General features: G+C 71.9%; 13 protein-coding genes. 2 read left to right on the top strand and 11 right to left on the bottom strand.

The genetic code is table 11. The features are described from left to right. Positions 1-3 precede the first annotated feature (3 nt). The gene (locus tag ACIBQX_RS04480; RefSeq protein ID WP_397000514.1) at positions 4-1,056 is read right to left on the bottom strand and encodes a PucR family transcriptional regulator; all 1,053 of its coding nucleotides are present in this window, start codon (positions 1,054-1,056) and stop codon (positions 4-6) included. Between the two features lie 75 nt (positions 1,057-1,131). Here ACIBQX_RS04480 and ACIBQX_RS04485 point away from each other — a divergent pair, with 75 nt between their 5' ends. Both ACIBQX_RS04485 and pruA read left to right on the top strand, forming a co-directional pair. Further along, complete coding sequence (locus tag ACIBQX_RS04485) at positions 1,132-2,049, top strand: proline dehydrogenase family protein (protein WP_397000516.1); 918 nt, start codon at positions 1,132-1,134, stop codon at positions 2,047-2,049. A 2-nt stretch (positions 2,050-2,051) separates the two neighbouring features. After that, positions 2,052-3,677: an L-glutamate gamma-semialdehyde dehydrogenase gene (gene pruA / locus ACIBQX_RS04490; protein ID WP_397000518.1), complete on the top strand. Its 1,626-nt coding sequence runs from the start codon at positions 2,052-2,054 to the stop codon at positions 3,675-3,677. Between the two features lie 111 nt (positions 3,678-3,788). Here the strand turns inward: pruA and ACIBQX_RS04495 are convergent, their stop codons facing one another. From ACIBQX_RS04495 to ACIBQX_RS04540, 10 genes are all read right to left on the bottom strand, one after another. After that, positions 3,789-6,095 (bottom strand): xanthine dehydrogenase family protein molybdopterin-binding subunit, encoded by a 2,307-nt coding sequence (locus ACIBQX_RS04495; RefSeq protein ID WP_397000520.1) that lies wholly within the window; start codon positions 6,093-6,095, stop codon positions 3,789-3,791. After that, positions 6,092-7,081 (bottom strand): FAD binding domain-containing protein, encoded by a 990-nt coding sequence (locus ACIBQX_RS04500; protein ID WP_397000522.1) that lies wholly within the window; start codon positions 7,079-7,081, stop codon positions 6,092-6,094. Before ACIBQX_RS04500 ends, ACIBQX_RS04495 begins: the two co-directional genes overlap by 4 nt. After that, positions 7,078-7,593 (bottom strand): (2Fe-2S)-binding protein, encoded by a 516-nt coding sequence (locus ACIBQX_RS04505; protein WP_397001534.1) that lies wholly within the window; start codon positions 7,591-7,593, stop codon positions 7,078-7,080. The genes ACIBQX_RS04500 and ACIBQX_RS04505 overlap by 4 nt, the downstream gene beginning before the upstream one ends. Before the next feature lie 73 nt (positions 7,594-7,666). After that, positions 7,667-8,335: a TetR/AcrR family transcriptional regulator gene (locus tag ACIBQX_RS04510; RefSeq protein ID WP_397000524.1), complete on the bottom strand. Its 669-nt coding sequence runs from the start codon at positions 8,333-8,335 to the stop codon at positions 7,667-7,669. A 66-nt stretch (positions 8,336-8,401) separates the two neighbouring features. Next, the gene (locus tag ACIBQX_RS04515; protein ID WP_397000526.1) at positions 8,402-8,644 is read right to left on the bottom strand and encodes a hypothetical protein; all 243 of its coding nucleotides are present in this window, start codon (positions 8,642-8,644) and stop codon (positions 8,402-8,404) included. Beyond that, positions 8,641-11,643, bottom strand: a complete 3,003-nt coding sequence (locus ACIBQX_RS04520; protein WP_397000528.1) for a hypothetical protein — start codon at positions 11,641-11,643, stop codon at positions 8,641-8,643. Before ACIBQX_RS04520 ends, ACIBQX_RS04515 begins: the two co-directional genes overlap by 4 nt. Positions 11,644-11,679: 36 nt before the next feature. Beyond that, positions 11,680-12,042, bottom strand: a complete 363-nt coding sequence (locus ACIBQX_RS04525; RefSeq protein WP_397000530.1) for a hypothetical protein — start codon at positions 12,040-12,042, stop codon at positions 11,680-11,682. Positions 12,043-12,111: 69 nt separating this feature from the next. Then, the gene (locus ACIBQX_RS04530) at positions 12,112-12,849 is read right to left on the bottom strand and encodes a VOC family protein (RefSeq protein WP_397000532.1); all 738 of its coding nucleotides are present in this window, start codon (positions 12,847-12,849) and stop codon (positions 12,112-12,114) included. Between the two features lie 100 nt (positions 12,850-12,949). Beyond that, the gene (locus tag ACIBQX_RS04535) at positions 12,950-14,377 is read right to left on the bottom strand and encodes an N-6 DNA methylase (protein ID WP_397000534.1); all 1,428 of its coding nucleotides are present in this window, start codon (positions 14,375-14,377) and stop codon (positions 12,950-12,952) included. A 29-nt stretch (positions 14,378-14,406) separates the two neighbouring features. After that, on the bottom strand, positions 14,407-15,252 hold the full coding sequence (locus tag ACIBQX_RS04540; RefSeq protein ID WP_397000536.1) for an SDR family oxidoreductase: 846 nt from the start codon (positions 15,250-15,252) through the stop codon (positions 14,407-14,409). Between the last annotated feature and the right edge of the window lie 95 nt (positions 15,253-15,347).

The following is a 15,347-nucleotide window of genomic DNA, read 5'->3' on the forward strand; positions in this document are numbered from 1 at the left end:
CCATCACCGCAACCGGCCGGCCTTCAGCCCCAGGTGAACGGTGAGCCGGTCGTCGCCGTCGGACAGGTCCCGGTGGGTCAGCCGCTCGGCCTTGCCCAGGCGGTAGTAGAGCGTCTGCCGGTGGACGCCCAGCTCGGCGGCGGCCTGGTTCGCCTGGCCGCCCAGGTCCAGATAGACCTCCACCGTCCGGGCCAGCTCCGGTTCGAGGACGGCGACCTCGGCCGCCAGCTCCCGCAGATCGCCCGGCCCGAGCCTGGCCAGCAGCCGGTGCACGCCGAGCTCCTCCCAGCGGGCGACGGGGGCGAACCTCGGGAAGTGCTCGGCCACACGCAGCGCCTGCTTCGCCTCCCGCCAGCTCTGCCAGGCGTCCGCGGGGTCGGCCCGGGGCGCGCCGATCCCGGCGGCGGTGCCGTACGCGCGCTGCAGGGTCTGGGCGACCTCGGCACCCAGGTGCGCCGGGGCGAGCAGCGCCACCGGTGAGCCGGCGCGGGCGAGCACGCCGCGCGGGAGCGTCCACAGGGCGGCGACCCGATCCTGCGACTCACGCACCGCGATCACGGTCACCGGGCCCGGCACCTCGATGGAGACGTCGGCGCGCTCCTCGGGGTCGGCGGACAGCAGCGCCGTGAGGCTCCGGCCGAGGTCCTGGCGGCTCCTGGCCTCCTGGGCGAGCGCGCCGGCGGCCCTGGCGACGAGCGGCGCGACCCGGGCCAGCGCGGCATCGGTCAGGCTGCCCGATTCGAGCAGCCACAGGTAGCCGTAGACGACGTCGCGGTGGCGCAGCGGCCAGCAGACCCTGGCCAGCACCTTGAGGTCGGCGTCGGCGGGGATGCGCACCGGGCCGTGCGCCCTGGCGATGCCGTAGCGCTCGAAGTAGTCGCGCACCTCCCCCGTAGCGCGCCTGCGCAGGATGGACTCCTGGCGGACGGTGTCGATGTCGCCGTGCTGCGCGCCGTACGCCAGCAGCCGGAACGAACGGTCCTCCAGCGTCGCCGACGCGCCCAGCACACCGGCTATCTCGTCGACGATCTCCTGCAGATCGGTGGCTTTGTACATATGTATGACAGCCTGCCACACCCCGCGTTACGCCCGTCAATGGCCCCGCCTGAACAGGCGTTTTAGGCTGGAGACATGTTGGGTCAGCTGCTGTTCGCCGCGTCCCGGAGCGCGATCGTGCGCCGCTCCGTGTCCGCCTTCCCGCTCACGCGCAAGGTGGTCCGCCGCTTCGTCGCCGGAGAGCGCGTCGAGGACGCTCGCGACGCGGTCGAGCGACTGTGCGACGCGGGTCTCGCCGTGACCGTCGACCATCTCGGTGAGCAGACCCTCGACGCCGAGGCCGCGGCCGCCACCGCGAGGGCGTACGTCACGCTGCTGGACGCGCTGCGCCCGCTGGATCTCGGGCCGAGGGCCGAGGTGTCGGTCAAGTTGTCGGCCGTCGGGCAGGCCCTGGACGAGACGATGGCGCTGAAGCACGCCCGCGAGATCTGCGCCGCCGCCGACGCCGCCGGCGCGACCGTGACCCTCGACATGGAGGACCACACCACGGTCGACTCGACGCTGCGCATCCTGCGGGAGCTGCGCGCCGACCACCCGTCGACCGGCGTGGCGATCCAGTCCTACCTGTTCCGCAGCGAGGACGACTGCCGCGCGCTCGCCGCCGAGGGCGCCCGCGTGCGGCTGGTCAAGGGCGCCTACAAGGAGCCCGCCTCCGTCGCCCACCAGAGCAAGACCGACGTGGACAAGGCCTTCGTACGGTGCCTGCGCGTCCTCATGGCGGGGAAGGGGTACCCCATGGTGGCGACGCACGACGACCGGCTGATCTCCATCACCGAGCTGCTCGCCGACCGGTGCGGCCGCTCCAGGGGCGACTACGAGTATCAGATGCTGTACGGGATCCGCACCGACCGGCAGGAAGCCCTGGCCGGAGCCGGTCACACCGTCCGGGTCTACGTCCCCTACGGCGGCGACTGGTACGGCTACTTCATGCGCCGCCTGGCCGAACGCCCCGCGAACGTCGCCTTCTTCCTTCGTGCCCTTGGGGGTAAGTGAAAATGGACGCCATCAGCAACGTGCCGGTTCCCGCGAACGAGCGGATCTACGGGTACGCGCCCGGCAGCGCCGAGCGCACGGCACTGGAGAACCGGATCAAGGAGCTGGCCGGCTCCTCGATCGACCTGACCATGACCATCGACGGCGAGCAGCGCCTGGGCGGCGGCACGCCCATCGACGTGGTGCAGCCGCACAACAAGACCGCCGTCCTGGGGCGTACCAACGACGCTACGGCCCAGGACGTGCAGGACGCGGTCGCCAGCGCGTTGCGGGCGGCCCCCGCCTGGCGGGCGCTGTCCTTCGACGAGCGGGCCGCGATCTTCCTGAAGGCGGCTGACCTGCTGGCCGGCCCGTGGCGGGCGACGCTGAACGGCGCGACCGTGCTCGGCCAGTCGAAGTCGGCGCAGCAGGCGGAGATCGACGCCGCCTGTGAGCTGATCGACTTCCTGCGGTTCAACGTCTCCTACGCCCGGCAGCTCTACGCCGACCAGCCGGTCTCCTCGGCCGGGGTGTGGAACCGGATGGAGTACCGGCCGCTCGAAGGCTTCGTGCTCGCGATCACGCCGTTCAACTTCACCGCCATCGCCGGCAACCTGCCGACCGCGCCCGCCCTGATGGGCAACGTGGTCGTGTGGAAGCCGTCGCCGACGCAGCAGTTCGCGGCGCACTTCACCATGCGGCTGCTGGAGGCGGCCGGGCTGCCTCCGGGCGTCATCAACATGGTGACCGGCAACGGCCAGGCGATCTCCGAGGTCGCGCTGACCCATCCGGAGCTCGCCGGGATCCACTTCACCGGCTCGACCGCGACCTTCCAGCACCTGTGGGGCACGGTCGGCGCGAACATCGCCTCCTACCGCGGCTACCCGCGGCTCGTCGGCGAGACCGGCGGCAAGGACTTCGTCATGGCCCACCCGTCCGCCGACCCGGGCGTGCTCGCGACCGCGCTGATCAGGGGCGCGTTCGAGTACCAGGGGCAGAAGTGCTCGGCGGCCTCGCGGGCCTACGTGCCACGCTCGGTGTGGAGCCGGATGCGCGACGACTTCGTGGCCACGGCCGAGTCGCTGACGGCCGGGGACGTGGCGGCGGACCTGTCGACGTTCATGGGCGCGGTCATCGACGAGCGGGCCTTCGCCAAGCACAAGACCGCCATCGACCGGGCCCGCCAGGCGTCGAACATCGACGTGCTCACCGGCTCGTACGACGATTCGGTCGGATATTTCGTGAAGCCGACCATCCTGGAGTGCGCCGACCCGACGGACGAGATCTTCGTCAAGGAGTACTTCGGCCCGATCCTCGGCGTGCACGTCTACGACGACGGCGACTACGACACGGTGCTGGACCAGATGGAGGGCATCGCGCCGTACGCCCTGACCGGGTCGATCATCGCCCAGGACCGCTACGCCATCGCGGCGGCCTCGGAGCGGCTGCGCTTCGCGGCGGGCAACTTCTACGTCAACGACAAGCCGACCGGCGCGGTCGTCGGCCAGCAGCCCTTCGGCGGCGCCCGCTCCTCCGGCACCAACGACAAGGCCGGCTCGATCTTCAACCTGATCAGGTGGGTGAACGCCCGCACGATCAAGGAGACCTTCGTCCCGCCGACCGACCACCGCTACCCGCACATGGGGTAACGGTCCGGCTCTGTGCCGCGCCCCGGCCCTCGGGCCGGCTTAGTTCCCGCGCCCCGGCTCTCGCGTGAGCCGGGGCGCGGTTTCAGTTCTCCGGCGACGACCCGCCCGGGTTCACAGCAGCTTGTCCAGGGTGATGGGCAGGTCGCGGACGCGTTTGCCGGTCGCGTGGTGGACGGCGTTCGCGACCGCGGCGGCGACGCCGGTGATGCCGACCTCGCCCAGCCCGCGCAGCCCGAGCGGCATGGTCGGGTCGGGCTCGTTCAGGTAGTGGACGTCGATCGGCGGGATGTCGGCGTGCACCGGGACGTGGTACTCGGACAGGCTCGGGTTCATGATCCGGCCGGTGCGCGGGTCGATGAGCGTGTGCTCGCTCATCGCCATGCCGATCCCCATCACGATGCCGCCGCGGAGCTGGCTGCTCGCCGTCTTCGGGTTGATCACGGTGCCGACGTCGAACGAGCCGACCCAGCGGGAGACGCGTACCTCGCCGGTGTCCGGATCCACCCGTACCTCACAGAAGTGTGCCCCGAGCGCGGCCTTCACCCAGCGGCGGCGGTCCCGGAGGAACTTCGTCATGAAACGGACCTGTCCGGCCACCGCCCCGAGCCCGGTGTCGGACCCGACGGCGGCCTCGACCGAGGGCCGGCCCGCCCGTCCGAGAATGTCGGTGTACTTCTCCCCCAGGCCCGGCTCGCCGACCTGGTAGAGGCCGCCGTCGCGGGCTTCGAGACGGTCCAGGCGCCGGCCGCGCAGCGGGGACTCGCTCGACCGTCTGGCCAGGGCGAGCATCGACCGCTTGAGTTTCTCGCACGCGGCCAGCAGGGCGGTGGCCACGCTCGCGGTCTGGGCGGCTCCGCCGGCCATCGGCGCGATGGGCAGCTCCGAGTCGCCGTACTCCACCTTGACGGACGCGAACGGCACGCCGAGCGCGTCGGCGGCGATCTGCCCCTGGACGGTCGCCCCGCCCATCCCCATCTCCTGGAAGCCGCACCGCACCACGACGGTGCCGTCCATCGACAGCCGCACGGTGATGTTGGCGTTCAGCTGCACGGGCGGATGGTACGCCGACGCGACGCCCATGCCGACCAGCCACCTGCCGTCCCGCATCGAGCCCGGCTGCGGCGTCCGCCGGGACCAGCCGAACTTCTCCGCACCGAGCGCGTACGCCTCCCGGAGCATCCGGTTCGAGAAGTCCTTGCCGTCGATGGGATTCTTGGCGGGCTCGTTGCGCATCCGCAGCTCGATCGGGTCGAGGCCGAGCTCGCAGGCGAGCTCGTCGACGGCCGCCTCCAGCGCGAAGGTACCGATCGACTCGCCGGGCGCGCGCATGAACGTGTTCGACAGCAGGTCGAGCTCGACGATGTTCTGCTGGAGCAGGATGGTGGCGGCGTCGTAGAGGTGCTCGGACACGGTGGTCACCGGCTCGGGCCTGCCGCCGATCCTGCCGGTCCGCGTCACGCTGGTGTGGATCAGGGCGGTCATCCTGCCGTCGGCGTCCGCGCCGAGCGCGACCCGCTGCACCGAGGGGGTGCGCCCGCCGACCGTGTGGTAGATGCTCTCGCGGGTGAGCACCATCCGCACCGGCCGGCCGGTCACCCGGGCCGCCATCACGGCGAGGATGGTGCCGGCCCAGACCGACCCCTTGCCGCCGAAGCCGCCGCCGACGTACGGCGCGATCACCCGCACCCCGGCCACCGGCACGTCGAATCTCAGGGCGAGATGCTTGCGCACCCAGTCGATGCTCTGGGTCGCGTCGTGGACGGTGAGCCGGTCGCCGTCCCACGCCGCCGTCGTCGCGTGCGGCTCGATCGCGTTGTGGTGGTAGGGCGGCGTGGTGAACCGCAGGTCCACCGAGACGGGCGCCGCCGCGAGCGCGGCCTCCGCGTCGCCCTTCTTCGCTGCGCCGGGCGATATCAGGTCGCCCTTGCGCGGCTTGGCGTTCTTCTCCTCGGCCGCGAAGTCCACCGTGGCGGGGAGCGTGTCGTAGGTGACGCGGACCAGGAGCGCGGCGTGGCGCGCGGCGTCCAGGGTCTCCGCGACGACGACCGCGACCGGCTGGCCGTTCCAGTGCACCTCGTCGGTGTTGAGGTAGTTGAGCGACGCGCCGGAGACCATGCTGCTCAGGTTCAGCGGGCTCGGCGAGGGCGGCGTTTTCAGCACCGGCGCGTTCTCATGGGTGAGCACCGCCAGCACGCCTTCGACGGCGGACGCGTCCGCCGTGTCGATCCCGGTGATCCGGCCGCGGGCGACCGTCGCGTGCACCAGCGCGGCATGCGCGAGGTCGGGATAGGGGTACTCGGCCGTGAAGCGGGCCGTGCCGGTCGTCTTGGCCGTGCCGTCCACCCGGTCGATCGGCTTGCCGACGCTGAGGTCCTTCGCCCCGCTCCGGGGCGGGCTCTCCGTCTGGGTCTGGGTCATGCCGCGCTCCCGTCCAGCGCACGCAGCGTCGCCACGATCGCGCGCCGAGCCAATTCGATCTTGAACTCGTTCCCCGGCCGGCCGATCGCGGCGCTGAGCTCCGCCGCCGCCGCCCGCCCGAAGGACTCCTCGGTGGCCGGCGCGCCGAGCAGGATCCGCTCCGCCTCGTGTGCCCGCCACGGCTTGGCGGCGACCCCGCCGAGGGCCAGCCGGACCTCCGACACCATGCCATCCCGTACGTCCAGCGCCGCGGCGACGGAGACCAGGGCGAAGGCGTAGGAGGAGCGATCCCGCACCTTGCGGTAGCGCGACTTCGCCGCCATCGGCAGGGCCGGCAGCTCGACCGCCGTGATCAGCTCGTCGGCGGCCAGCTCGGTCTCCAGGTGCGGGGTGCTGCCCGGCAGCCGGTGGAAGTCGGCCAGCGCGATGCGGCGAACTCCGCGTACGCTCTCCACCTCGACGATCGCGTCGAGCGCGGCCAGCGCGACGCACATGTCCGAGGGGTTCGTCGCGATGCACGACTCGCTCACGCCCAGGACGGCGAGATTGCGGTTGAACCCGCCGATGGCGTCGCAGCCGCTGCCCGGTTCGCGCTTGTTGCAGGCCGCGGCCGAGTCGTAGAAGTAGGCGCAGCGGGTGCGCTGTAGCAGGTTCCCGCCGACGGTCGCCATGTTCCGCAGCTGGCCCGACGCGCCGCTGAGCAGCGCCTGGGACAGCATCGGATAGCGGGTCCTGATCAGCCGGTCGGCGGCCAGGTGGCTGTTGCGGACCAGCGCGCCGATCCGGACGCCGCCGCCGGGCAGCTCCTCGATCCCGGTCAGGGGAAGCCTGGTGATGTCGATGACCGTGTCGGGCGTCTCGATGTCCTCGCGCATCAGGTCGACGAGGTTCGTCCCGCCGCCGATGAACTTCGCGTTGGGGCCGGCCCCGATCGCGCTGATGGCCGAGGCGACGTCGGGGGCGCTCACGTACGAGAAGGATCTCATCGGGCGACCTCGGCGATGGCGTCGACGATGCCGTTGTAGGCGCCGCAGCGGCACAGGTTGCCGCTCATCCGCTCCCTGATCTCTGCATCGGTCAGTTCTGTGTCGGTCGGTTCTGTGTCGGTCGGTTCTGTGTCGCCGTGGTGGTGCTCGGTCACGGCGCTCGGCATGCCGGCGGCGTGCTCGGCCAGCATGCCGATCGCGGAGCAGATCTGGCCGGAGGTGCAGTAGCCGCACTGGAGGCCGTCATGCCGGACGAACGCCCGCTGGAGCTCGCCGTCGGTGACCCCTTCGATCGTGGTGATCTCGCGGCCGGTGTACTGCACGGCGAGGGTCAGACAGGAGTTGATCCGCTCCCCGTCGGCGAGCACCGTGCACGCCCCGCAGGCGCCCTGGTCGCAGCCCTTCTTCGTGCCGGTCAGGCCCAGGTGCTCGCGGAGCGCGTCGAGCAGGCTGACCTGTGGTGGGAGCTGGAGTGTCCGGTCTGCGCCGTTCACCCGCAGCCTTATCTCCATCGTGTGCTCGGCCTGACGCGGCCGTACCTCAGGATGCAACGACACCGATCCTCCTATAGTCATTCGCCTGCGCTCAACCGCAGGAAAAACGTGGTGACTCGCGTCCGTGCTCCGAGTCCTCCGCCGTGGGTGATGACGCCTCGCGAAGCTGCTGCTCGACGAGGGCCCGCGCGGTGCGGGCCGCCCGCTCCTCGGCCGCCGCGAGGGGGGCCTGCACGTCGCCCGGGAGGCCCTCCTGCAGGAAGAACGCGAGGCCGTGGGCGGCGGACGCCATGCAGATGAGCAGGTCGAAGGCGGCGGCCTCCGTGCCGGTGACACGCCTGGCGATCGGCAGCAGGGTGTCGAAGAGGGCATGGACCACCTCGGCCAGCTCAGGATGCCGAGTCTTGTCCAGGCCCGCGTTGAACATGATGTCGAAGAGCGCCTGCTCCTCGTAGGCGAAGCGCACGTACGCCGCGGCCAGGGCGGCCAGCTGCTCGGTGGGGTCCTCGCTCGCCGAGCAGACCTCCGTGAAGCGCCGGTCCTGCTCGCGGTAGCCCTTCACGGCGAGCGAGACGAGCAGGGCGTCGCGGTCGGCGAAGTGCTTGTACGGCGCGGCGACGCTCACCCCGGCCCGGCGGCAGGCCTCGGCCAGGGTGAAGCCATGCGGGCCACGCTCGGCGACGAGCGCGAGAGCCGCCTCCTCCAGCGCCTTGCGGAGGTCGCCATGGTGTTGCCCGCTGCTACGCCGTCTGCCGATCACGCTCCCGAGGTTAACACTATTTACCTGTAGAGGTGAATAGCATTTACCTTATGAGGTTAATGAGATTTACCTAGGAAAGAGCGGGATGCCACCGCCGACCAGCACCGGGTAGACCTGGTCAGGTACTCGTCGATCAGACCTGACGATCTCCTCCGCCAGGCCGCCGGAGGCCAGGCGGGCATTGCCCTGCACCGCCCGCAGCGTGACGGCGCGGTGGTCGGGCGCCTCGACCCACGAGCACACGAACGCGCTCGCCAGATCTCGCTCCTCGAAATACGACCATTGATCTAATTTGTCACGATCCGTCATGACACTCCCCCGCTGGATACCGGATGGCCGAGCTGGTCCCGCAGCCGTGCGCACTCGCGGACGAACCGGCTGCGGCCCCCGCTCTCCGCGTACGCCGTCACCTGCGGGATCGCGCCGCGGGCCCCCGCCCAGGTCGCCGTGTCCGCCGCGAGCGTCATCGCCTCGGTGTGCACGGCGACCGGCCGCTCGCCGGGGCCGGGCAGCAGCACGGGCAGCAGGGTCGTGAGAAGCCGCCAGATCATGGCGTACGCGCCCTGCCGTGCCGCCTCGGCCAGCACCCGCACCACCGCCCGCTCCTCGAACCTCGGCGTGCGCCGGAGCAGCAGCGCGACCTGTTCGCCCACCGCCTCGGCCGGCAGATCGCCTCTGGCCGCCATCCGCAGCAGCAGCGGCGCCGCCTCCGGATGCCCGGCGGCCACGAAGTAGGCCAGGGTGAGGGCCATCGCCTCGCCCGTGGGCCCGTCCGCGTCGGCCAGCGCCTCCACGAACACCGGCGCGATCCCCGGGTGGAGCAGGAACCGCAGGTAGTTGGTGGCCACGACCTCCCGGTGCGACGGCAGAACCGCCGGCCACCAGCCCTTCTCACCGCCGTGGACATCCCAGCCCCAGCGGCTCGGCTCGCTGAGCAGCTCGTCGAGCAGTTCGTGGCCGGTCGGCGCGGCTCGTAGCCTCGGCGTCAGCCGGATCTCCCACGGCCGGTGCTCCGGCTCGTGCTCGTCGAAGTACCGGTCGGTGGCGCCGTCCAGGTAGCCCCATCGCAGGCCCGTCTCCGGGTCGGGCAACCCCTCTCCCGCCAGCCAGGCGGCGGCGGTCGCGGCAGCCGGCGAGCCGATGAGCGCGGCCTTTCCGGCCGCGTCCGGGTGGCGTCCCCGGGGCAGTCGCACCAGTGCCTGCGCCAGGTCGGCGGGCAGCGGCTCGACGCCCGCCGCCGCGCACTCCGCCAGCCGGTCCACCAGCACGTCCGGGTCGAGGTGGCCAGTCATGAGCGTGGGCGTGGCCAGCAGCACGGGTGGCAGCGTCCCAGCTCGCAGCGCCGCGTAGATCTCGCTGAGCCGACGCAGCACGAACGCGTGCGGCGGCGAGATCCCCGACGGCTGCGGCAGGCGGTGCCTGCGGCGCCACTCCACCGCCGGGTCGGGCGGCTCGGGCGCCATGAACGGCGGCCGGGACCCGGAGTAGGCGATCCCGACGCGGAAGCCGCGCGGCTCACCGGGCGCCGGCGGAGGGGCGGGCAACCCGTCGCGCATGGCCGCCACGCGCTCCTTGGACACGCCGAGCTCCAGCAGCTGCTCGAAGATCTCCTCGCGCACGTGCTCGGGCACATTCGTGAAGGCCCGCTCCGGCTCGCTGTCCTCCTCCGCCGGTTCCCCGTCCCCGTCGTCCTCCTCACTGTCCGGTACGAGTCCGACGCGCACCCGGAAGCTCGCCCCCGCCCACGGGTCGAAGGGCTCGGGTTCGCCCGGCCCGGGGTCTGTGCCGGGCGCCAGCACCTCCTGCGCCAGGGCGGTGAACCACGATCGGGCGTCGGCCCAGCTCTCCTGCTGGAACAGGTAGGAGTTGGCACCGCCGTGGTCGGCGGCCAGCGTCCGCCGCATCTCCTCCCGATCGCCGGCCGCATGCCGCACGAACGCAGCCAGCCACCGCTCGTAGTCGACCCAGTGGTACATGTTCCAGGGCACGTGCAGGGTGGGCTCCGGGAACGGCTCGGGCGCCGGCGGCACGGGCAGCGGTGGCGGGGTGAACACCTCGCGCCGCTCCTGGGCCATCACCTCCCCGCCGTACACGGCCGCCACCCGCGCGCCGAGCGCCGCCGGCAGCATCGGCACGGCCTCGGCGATCGCCTCCCCGGCCGGCGCGAAGGCCGCGGCGTGCTTGAGCGCGATCCTGGCCGCCCGCCCCTGAACCTCGTAGGAAGCGTGCCCGAACGCCAGCGCGAGCGCGGGCGCCAGCTCGGCGGCGTGCGGCAACTCCCGCTCCAGCCAGCGCAGGCCCTCCAGGGCGAGCTTGGCCTCGGGCCGGAAGGTCAGCGCGCCGATCGCCTCGATGATCTCGGCTTCCTCGTGCGGGCCGCCGTACTTCACCTGGGCGAGCGCCAGCTCGGCGACCGTGCCGGGAGCGGCGGGCAGCAGCCGCAGGTAGTCACGGACCCGGTCGGCGGCCTCCTGCGGTGTGGGATCGAGCATCCGGTGCAGCCGGACGAAGAAGCGCAGGCCGATCGCGTCCCCGCCGCGCAGGAAGCGGCGCAGGCAGCCGTCCAGCAGCTCCGCGCGCGACACCCGGCCGGTCGCCCCCAGCCGCTGGAGCAGGGACAGCCAGCGGGTGGGGGCGGGCTCCAGGCGTTCCTCGCGCAGCACCCGACCGGCGCCCTCGGCCTCGAAGATCCGGGGCAGGAGTGGGCCGATCAGCGGGTCGTCGGCGGCCGGCCTGGCGCGCAGCCAGGCGAGGACGAGCGGGTCGTGCTCGGGCGGCGGGGCGCCACAGGCCCGCAGCAGCGCCAGCGCCAGCGAGGCGTTGCGGTCGTCGGCCGTCCGGATCTTCCGGGCCAGCCGGACGGCCACCTCGGCCTGCCAACCGGCCGGGCGCGCGGCCAGCACCCGGACCACCTCCTCCACCCCGGCCCACCGGCCTGCGAACTCGCGCCTGGTCAGCCAGGCGACAGCGGCGGCGGGACCTGCCAGCACACCCGCCCCCGCGATCCGCAGCACCTCCCCGTGCCCGCCGATGTCATCGGTTTCGCCGCTGTCCCACTCCCCATCCCACTCATCGTCCCCTTCGCCCTCGCCGAGCGCCCAGCGCGCCCTCCCCTGGCGGTCGGCGGCCTCGCGCAGGTCCTTGCGCAGGTCCGGCAGGCGCCGGGCGACCTCGGCGCGCTCGGCGTCCGGCAGTGTGATCATGAGGTCGGCCAGGCCGGGGGCGTCGCGGGCGGTGATGCGGTCGCGGACCTGCGCCCAGGCCGTCATGAGGTCGCCTGCGCGGAAGTAGATGAACTCGTCATGCACGGCAACGTAGAGATCATCTCCGACAATCCACAGGGGCTACCGGGGTCGAATGGTCACATCTTGATCAACTTCATGGCGTACCCGGGACCGGGAGACAAGACCGTCGTCCACCGTGAACGCGCCAAAAACCGCTGACAGCCCGGAAAGCGGCTTCGAAATCTCAGGCCTACGCAGCGGTGGATCTCGGCCCGGTGGCCCGGCGAGCCGGCGAACTTCGCGTCGTCGGTGAGCAACGGCACTCCCAGCGAGTTCGGCGAGGGCCACGTACATGCCGTCATAGGCGGTCAGGATGTCTCGAACGAAGTCGGGATCGTACGGCACCGGCTCGTCGGCAGCGATCCTGGCCATCACCTCATCCAGCGTCGGCGTGGCCGCCTCCTCGTTCAGCAGGTCACGCACGAAGGCATGCATATTGCATGCAAGCCCGTCCTATCGCTTCAGGAAGGCCGCAGGTGAAGAACCTCTGCGTCAGCCCCGTCCGAGGACGCAGAACTCGTTGCCCTCCGGGTCGGCCAGAACCACCCACGGAACATCACCCTGGCCGACATCGGCGGCGGTGGCGCCCAGAGCCCGTAGCCGGGCCACCTCCGCCTTCTGACCTTCAACGGGACAGGGCAGCAGGTCGAGATGAATGCGGTTCCCCACGGTCTGCACGCCGGGCGTGCGGAGGAACTCCAGATACGGGCCCACATCCTTGGCGGAGCGCAGCCGCGCGTGATCGTCGGTGACCGCGTGCAGGGTCCAGTCCAGCGCCTCGTCCCAGAACCGGGCCATGGCCCGCGGATCGGCGCAGTCGACCACCACCGCGGCGATCGGCCCGGTATCCCGGTAGATCTCCCGGGGCTCCAGGACGCAGAACACGTTGCCCTCCGGGTCGGCCAGGACCGTCCACGGCACCTCGCCCTGGCCCACATCGGCAGGCGTCGCACCGAGCTCCTTCAGCCGCGTCACCAACTCCGCCTGATGCGCGGCGGAGGTGGTGGCGAGGTCGAGGTGCACGCGGTACTGCACCGTTTCGGGGTCCGGGACGGTGACGAGATCGACGTAGAAGGCGTCGGGGTCCGGCCAGGCGAAGCCCTCGGGTTCGAGGTTGGTCACGCCGGGTCCCTCGCTGGAAACACTCCAGCCGAGCGCCTCCGCCCAGAACCGGCCGAGCGCCGCGTCATCCCGAGCCTTGAAATTGACCTGAACGAGTCGCAGTGCCATGCCGCCGATCTTATGACCGGATAGATGGGTGTTATGGGCCCCGCCGGCGGGCCATACCGCGGACGCGAACCTGGAGCGGGACGGCCAGCCCGTTCCTGCCTCACTGAGGGCGTATCGCGCCGCTGGTGAGGCCGTCGCGCGCCATCGAGGCGGCCTGCTCCCCCAGGTCAGCGAGCTCCTTGACCTGCCGTTCGAACTCGTCGAGCGCGCGGAAGGCGGCGCCGTACAGCCGCTGATCCTCGATGCTCATCCGCGCGGCGTCGAGCGTGCCGGGGCCGGCGGTGAGGGGTGGCAGCAGGGTCAGCAGCTCGTGGAGCCGGTGCGCCAGGTCCTCGCGCAGGGACGCGTACTGCGCGAGCCGGTCGCTGCGGGAGGCCGCGACGTGGCGCGCGGGGGTGAGATCCACCGTCTCGTCGAGCAGCTCGACCAGGGGTACGTCCACCACCTGGCCGGGCGTGGGCGTGAGGGGGCCGTCGGGGTCGTTGGCCGTGAGGTCCACCATGCGTACGGAGGAGACCGCGTCGTCGGGGGAGGCCGGTCGGGCCAGCAGCCACAGGTGCACGGGCTGATCGTGCTTGGCGGCCATCCCCGGGGGCAGGGCGACGAGCTGGGTGAGGAGGCCGCGTCGTACGAGCTCCGCGCGGATGTGACGGCCTGCCTCGCGGTGGGCGACGGCGGGCGGCATCACCAGGATCGCCCTGCCCGCCGGCGCGACGTGCGCGTAGCAGTGCTGCAGCCAGGCCAGCTCGCCCTCCGCCCGGGTGGGGACGCCGAGCTCCCAGCGGGCGTCGAGCAGCAGGTCTTCGCGGCCCCAGTCGGGCGCGTTCACCGGCGGATCGCAGACCACGAGGGGCGCACGCAGCTCCGGCCAGCCGTCCGCGCGCAGGGAATCGCCCGTTCTGATCGTCACGTCTCCGCGCCCGGCGAGTCGTGCGCGCGACCCGGCCAGCCGGGCGGCGGCCGGGTCCAGCTCCTGACCGGCCACGCCGCAGCCGTCGCCGAGCGCCAGGAGCAGGGATCCGATGCCGCAGGCCGGGTCGAAGACGACGCCGTGTGCCTGGCCCGCGAAGTGCTTCACGGCGCGGATCAGGCGAGGACCGGTGACGTGCTCCGGTACCGCCGAACCGGCGAGACGTGCCGTCAGCCCCGCGACCACCTCGGACGGTGAGCTTTCGGCAGCCAGGGCGGTGGCCTGCGATGCGATCTCGTCGTCGAGAGACGCGGCGGCCCCGGTGACGAAAAGGTCCGCGATGCCGGCGACGCCGCGCGTCATGTCGTCTCCGTACGTCCGCCGCAGAGCCTGCCAGAGGAGCACCTCCCCGGGGTCGCTCCTACGGTGCCGGTCCAGCCAGGTGTGCACCTCGGACAGGACGAACAGGACGTTGCGTGTGCCGCCTCCCACCGGAGCGGGAAAGTCGGCGTGGCGCCTGCGCCAGCCGGAGACCGCGGCCCGCGTCACACCCACCGATCTCGCGATCTCAGCAGCCGTGACCAGGAGATCAGCACCCGACCGGGACTCGGCGTTCACAGCGGCAACAGTACACACATGCCTGAGAGTCAGGCGGCCGGGAAGTCGGTGGCGGGTGCGCTGAGGGCGGTGGCGTCGAGGTCGTCCTGGAGGGCCTTGACCTTGGCGGTGGCGTAGGCGTGGGCGTCCGAGCCGAGCAACTGGCGCAGCGGGCCGTCGCCGGCCACGACCTGGCCGATGATCGCCTCCGCGCCCTTGACCGGGTCGCCGAGCTGACTGCCCTGGAGCTTGAGGTGGTCGGCGACCATCTCGCGGATGGCCGGGTAGTGCTCGGTGGTGTCGGCGGGCAGGGCGAGCGAGTCCTCGGTGAGGAAGTCCGTGCGGAAGTAGCCGGGTTCGACGATGGTGACCTTGACGCCGAAGTCCGCCACCTCGGCGGCGAGGGCCTCGCTGAGCCCTTCCAGCGCGAACTTCCCCGCGCTGTACAGCGCCCAGCCCGGGACGGCGGTCAGGCCCAGGATCGACGAGACGTTGACGATGTGGCCGCCGCGCTGCTCGCGCAGGACGGGCAGCGTGGCACGGAGCACGTTCCACACGCCGACGACCTGGACGTCGAGCATGTCACGGATGTCGCGGTCGCTGGTCTCCTCCACCGCGGCCAGGAATCCGTAGCCCGCGTTGTTGACGACGCGGTCCAGGCCGCCGAAGCGCTCGGTGGTCTCCCGCACGGCCTGCTTGACCGCCGCCTCGTCGCGCAGGTCGACGGTGAGCGGGAGAAGGCGGGCGGTGTCGACGTCGCCGAGCGCCGCGAGCAGCCGCTCGGCCGAGCGAGTCGTGGCGGCGACGCTGTCACCGCGCGCCAGCAGTTGCTTGACCAGTTCGAGCCCCAGGCCGCGGGAGGTGCCGGTGACGAACCAGATCGCAGGAATAGCCATGATCGTCCCTATCTGTGGGCCGCCCCGAGCGGTTCTCGGGGCCGGTACGTCATCCAGCTTGGTTCGCCGCACCCCGCGGTGGAGGCGCATATCGA

This window comes from Nonomuraea sp. NPDC049714 (assembly GCF_044465295.1).
Taxonomy (GTDB): Bacteria; Actinomycetota; Actinomycetes; order Streptosporangiales; family Streptosporangiaceae; genus Nonomuraea.

What these genes read in the sequence shown, in the direction of transcription:
- pruA (WP_397000518.1), top strand. Translation starts at nt 2,052, where the DNA reads ATGGACGCCATCAGCAACGTGCCGGTTCCCGCGAACGAGCGGATCTAC.
- ACIBQX_RS04530 (WP_397000532.1), bottom strand. Translation starts at nt 12,849, where the DNA reads ATGGCACTGCGACTCGTTCAGGTCAATTTCAAGGCTCGGGATGACGCG.
- ACIBQX_RS04500 (WP_397000522.1), bottom strand. Translation starts at nt 7,081, where the DNA reads ATGAGATCCTTCTCGTACGTGAGCGCCCCCGACGTCGCCTCGGCCATC.
- ACIBQX_RS04540 (WP_397000536.1), bottom strand. Translation starts at nt 15,252, where the DNA reads ATGGCTATTCCTGCGATCTGGTTCGTCACCGGCACCTCCCGCGGCCTG.
- ACIBQX_RS04505 (WP_397001534.1), bottom strand. Translation starts at nt 7,593, where the DNA reads ATGGAGATAAGGCTGCGGGTGAACGGCGCAGACCGGACACTCCAGCTC.
- ACIBQX_RS04515 (WP_397000526.1), bottom strand. Translation starts at nt 8,644, where the DNA reads ATGACGGATCGTGACAAATTAGATCAATGGTCGTATTTCGAGGAGCGA.
- ACIBQX_RS04495 (WP_397000520.1), bottom strand. Translation starts at nt 6,095, where the DNA reads ATGACCCAGACCCAGACGGAGAGCCCGCCCCGGAGCGGGGCGAAGGAC.
- ACIBQX_RS04480 (WP_397000514.1), bottom strand. Translation starts at nt 1,056, where the DNA reads ATGTACAAAGCCACCGATCTGCAGGAGATCGTCGACGAGATAGCCGGT.
- ACIBQX_RS04485 (WP_397000516.1), top strand. Translation starts at nt 1,132, where the DNA reads ATGTTGGGTCAGCTGCTGTTCGCCGCGTCCCGGAGCGCGATCGTGCGC.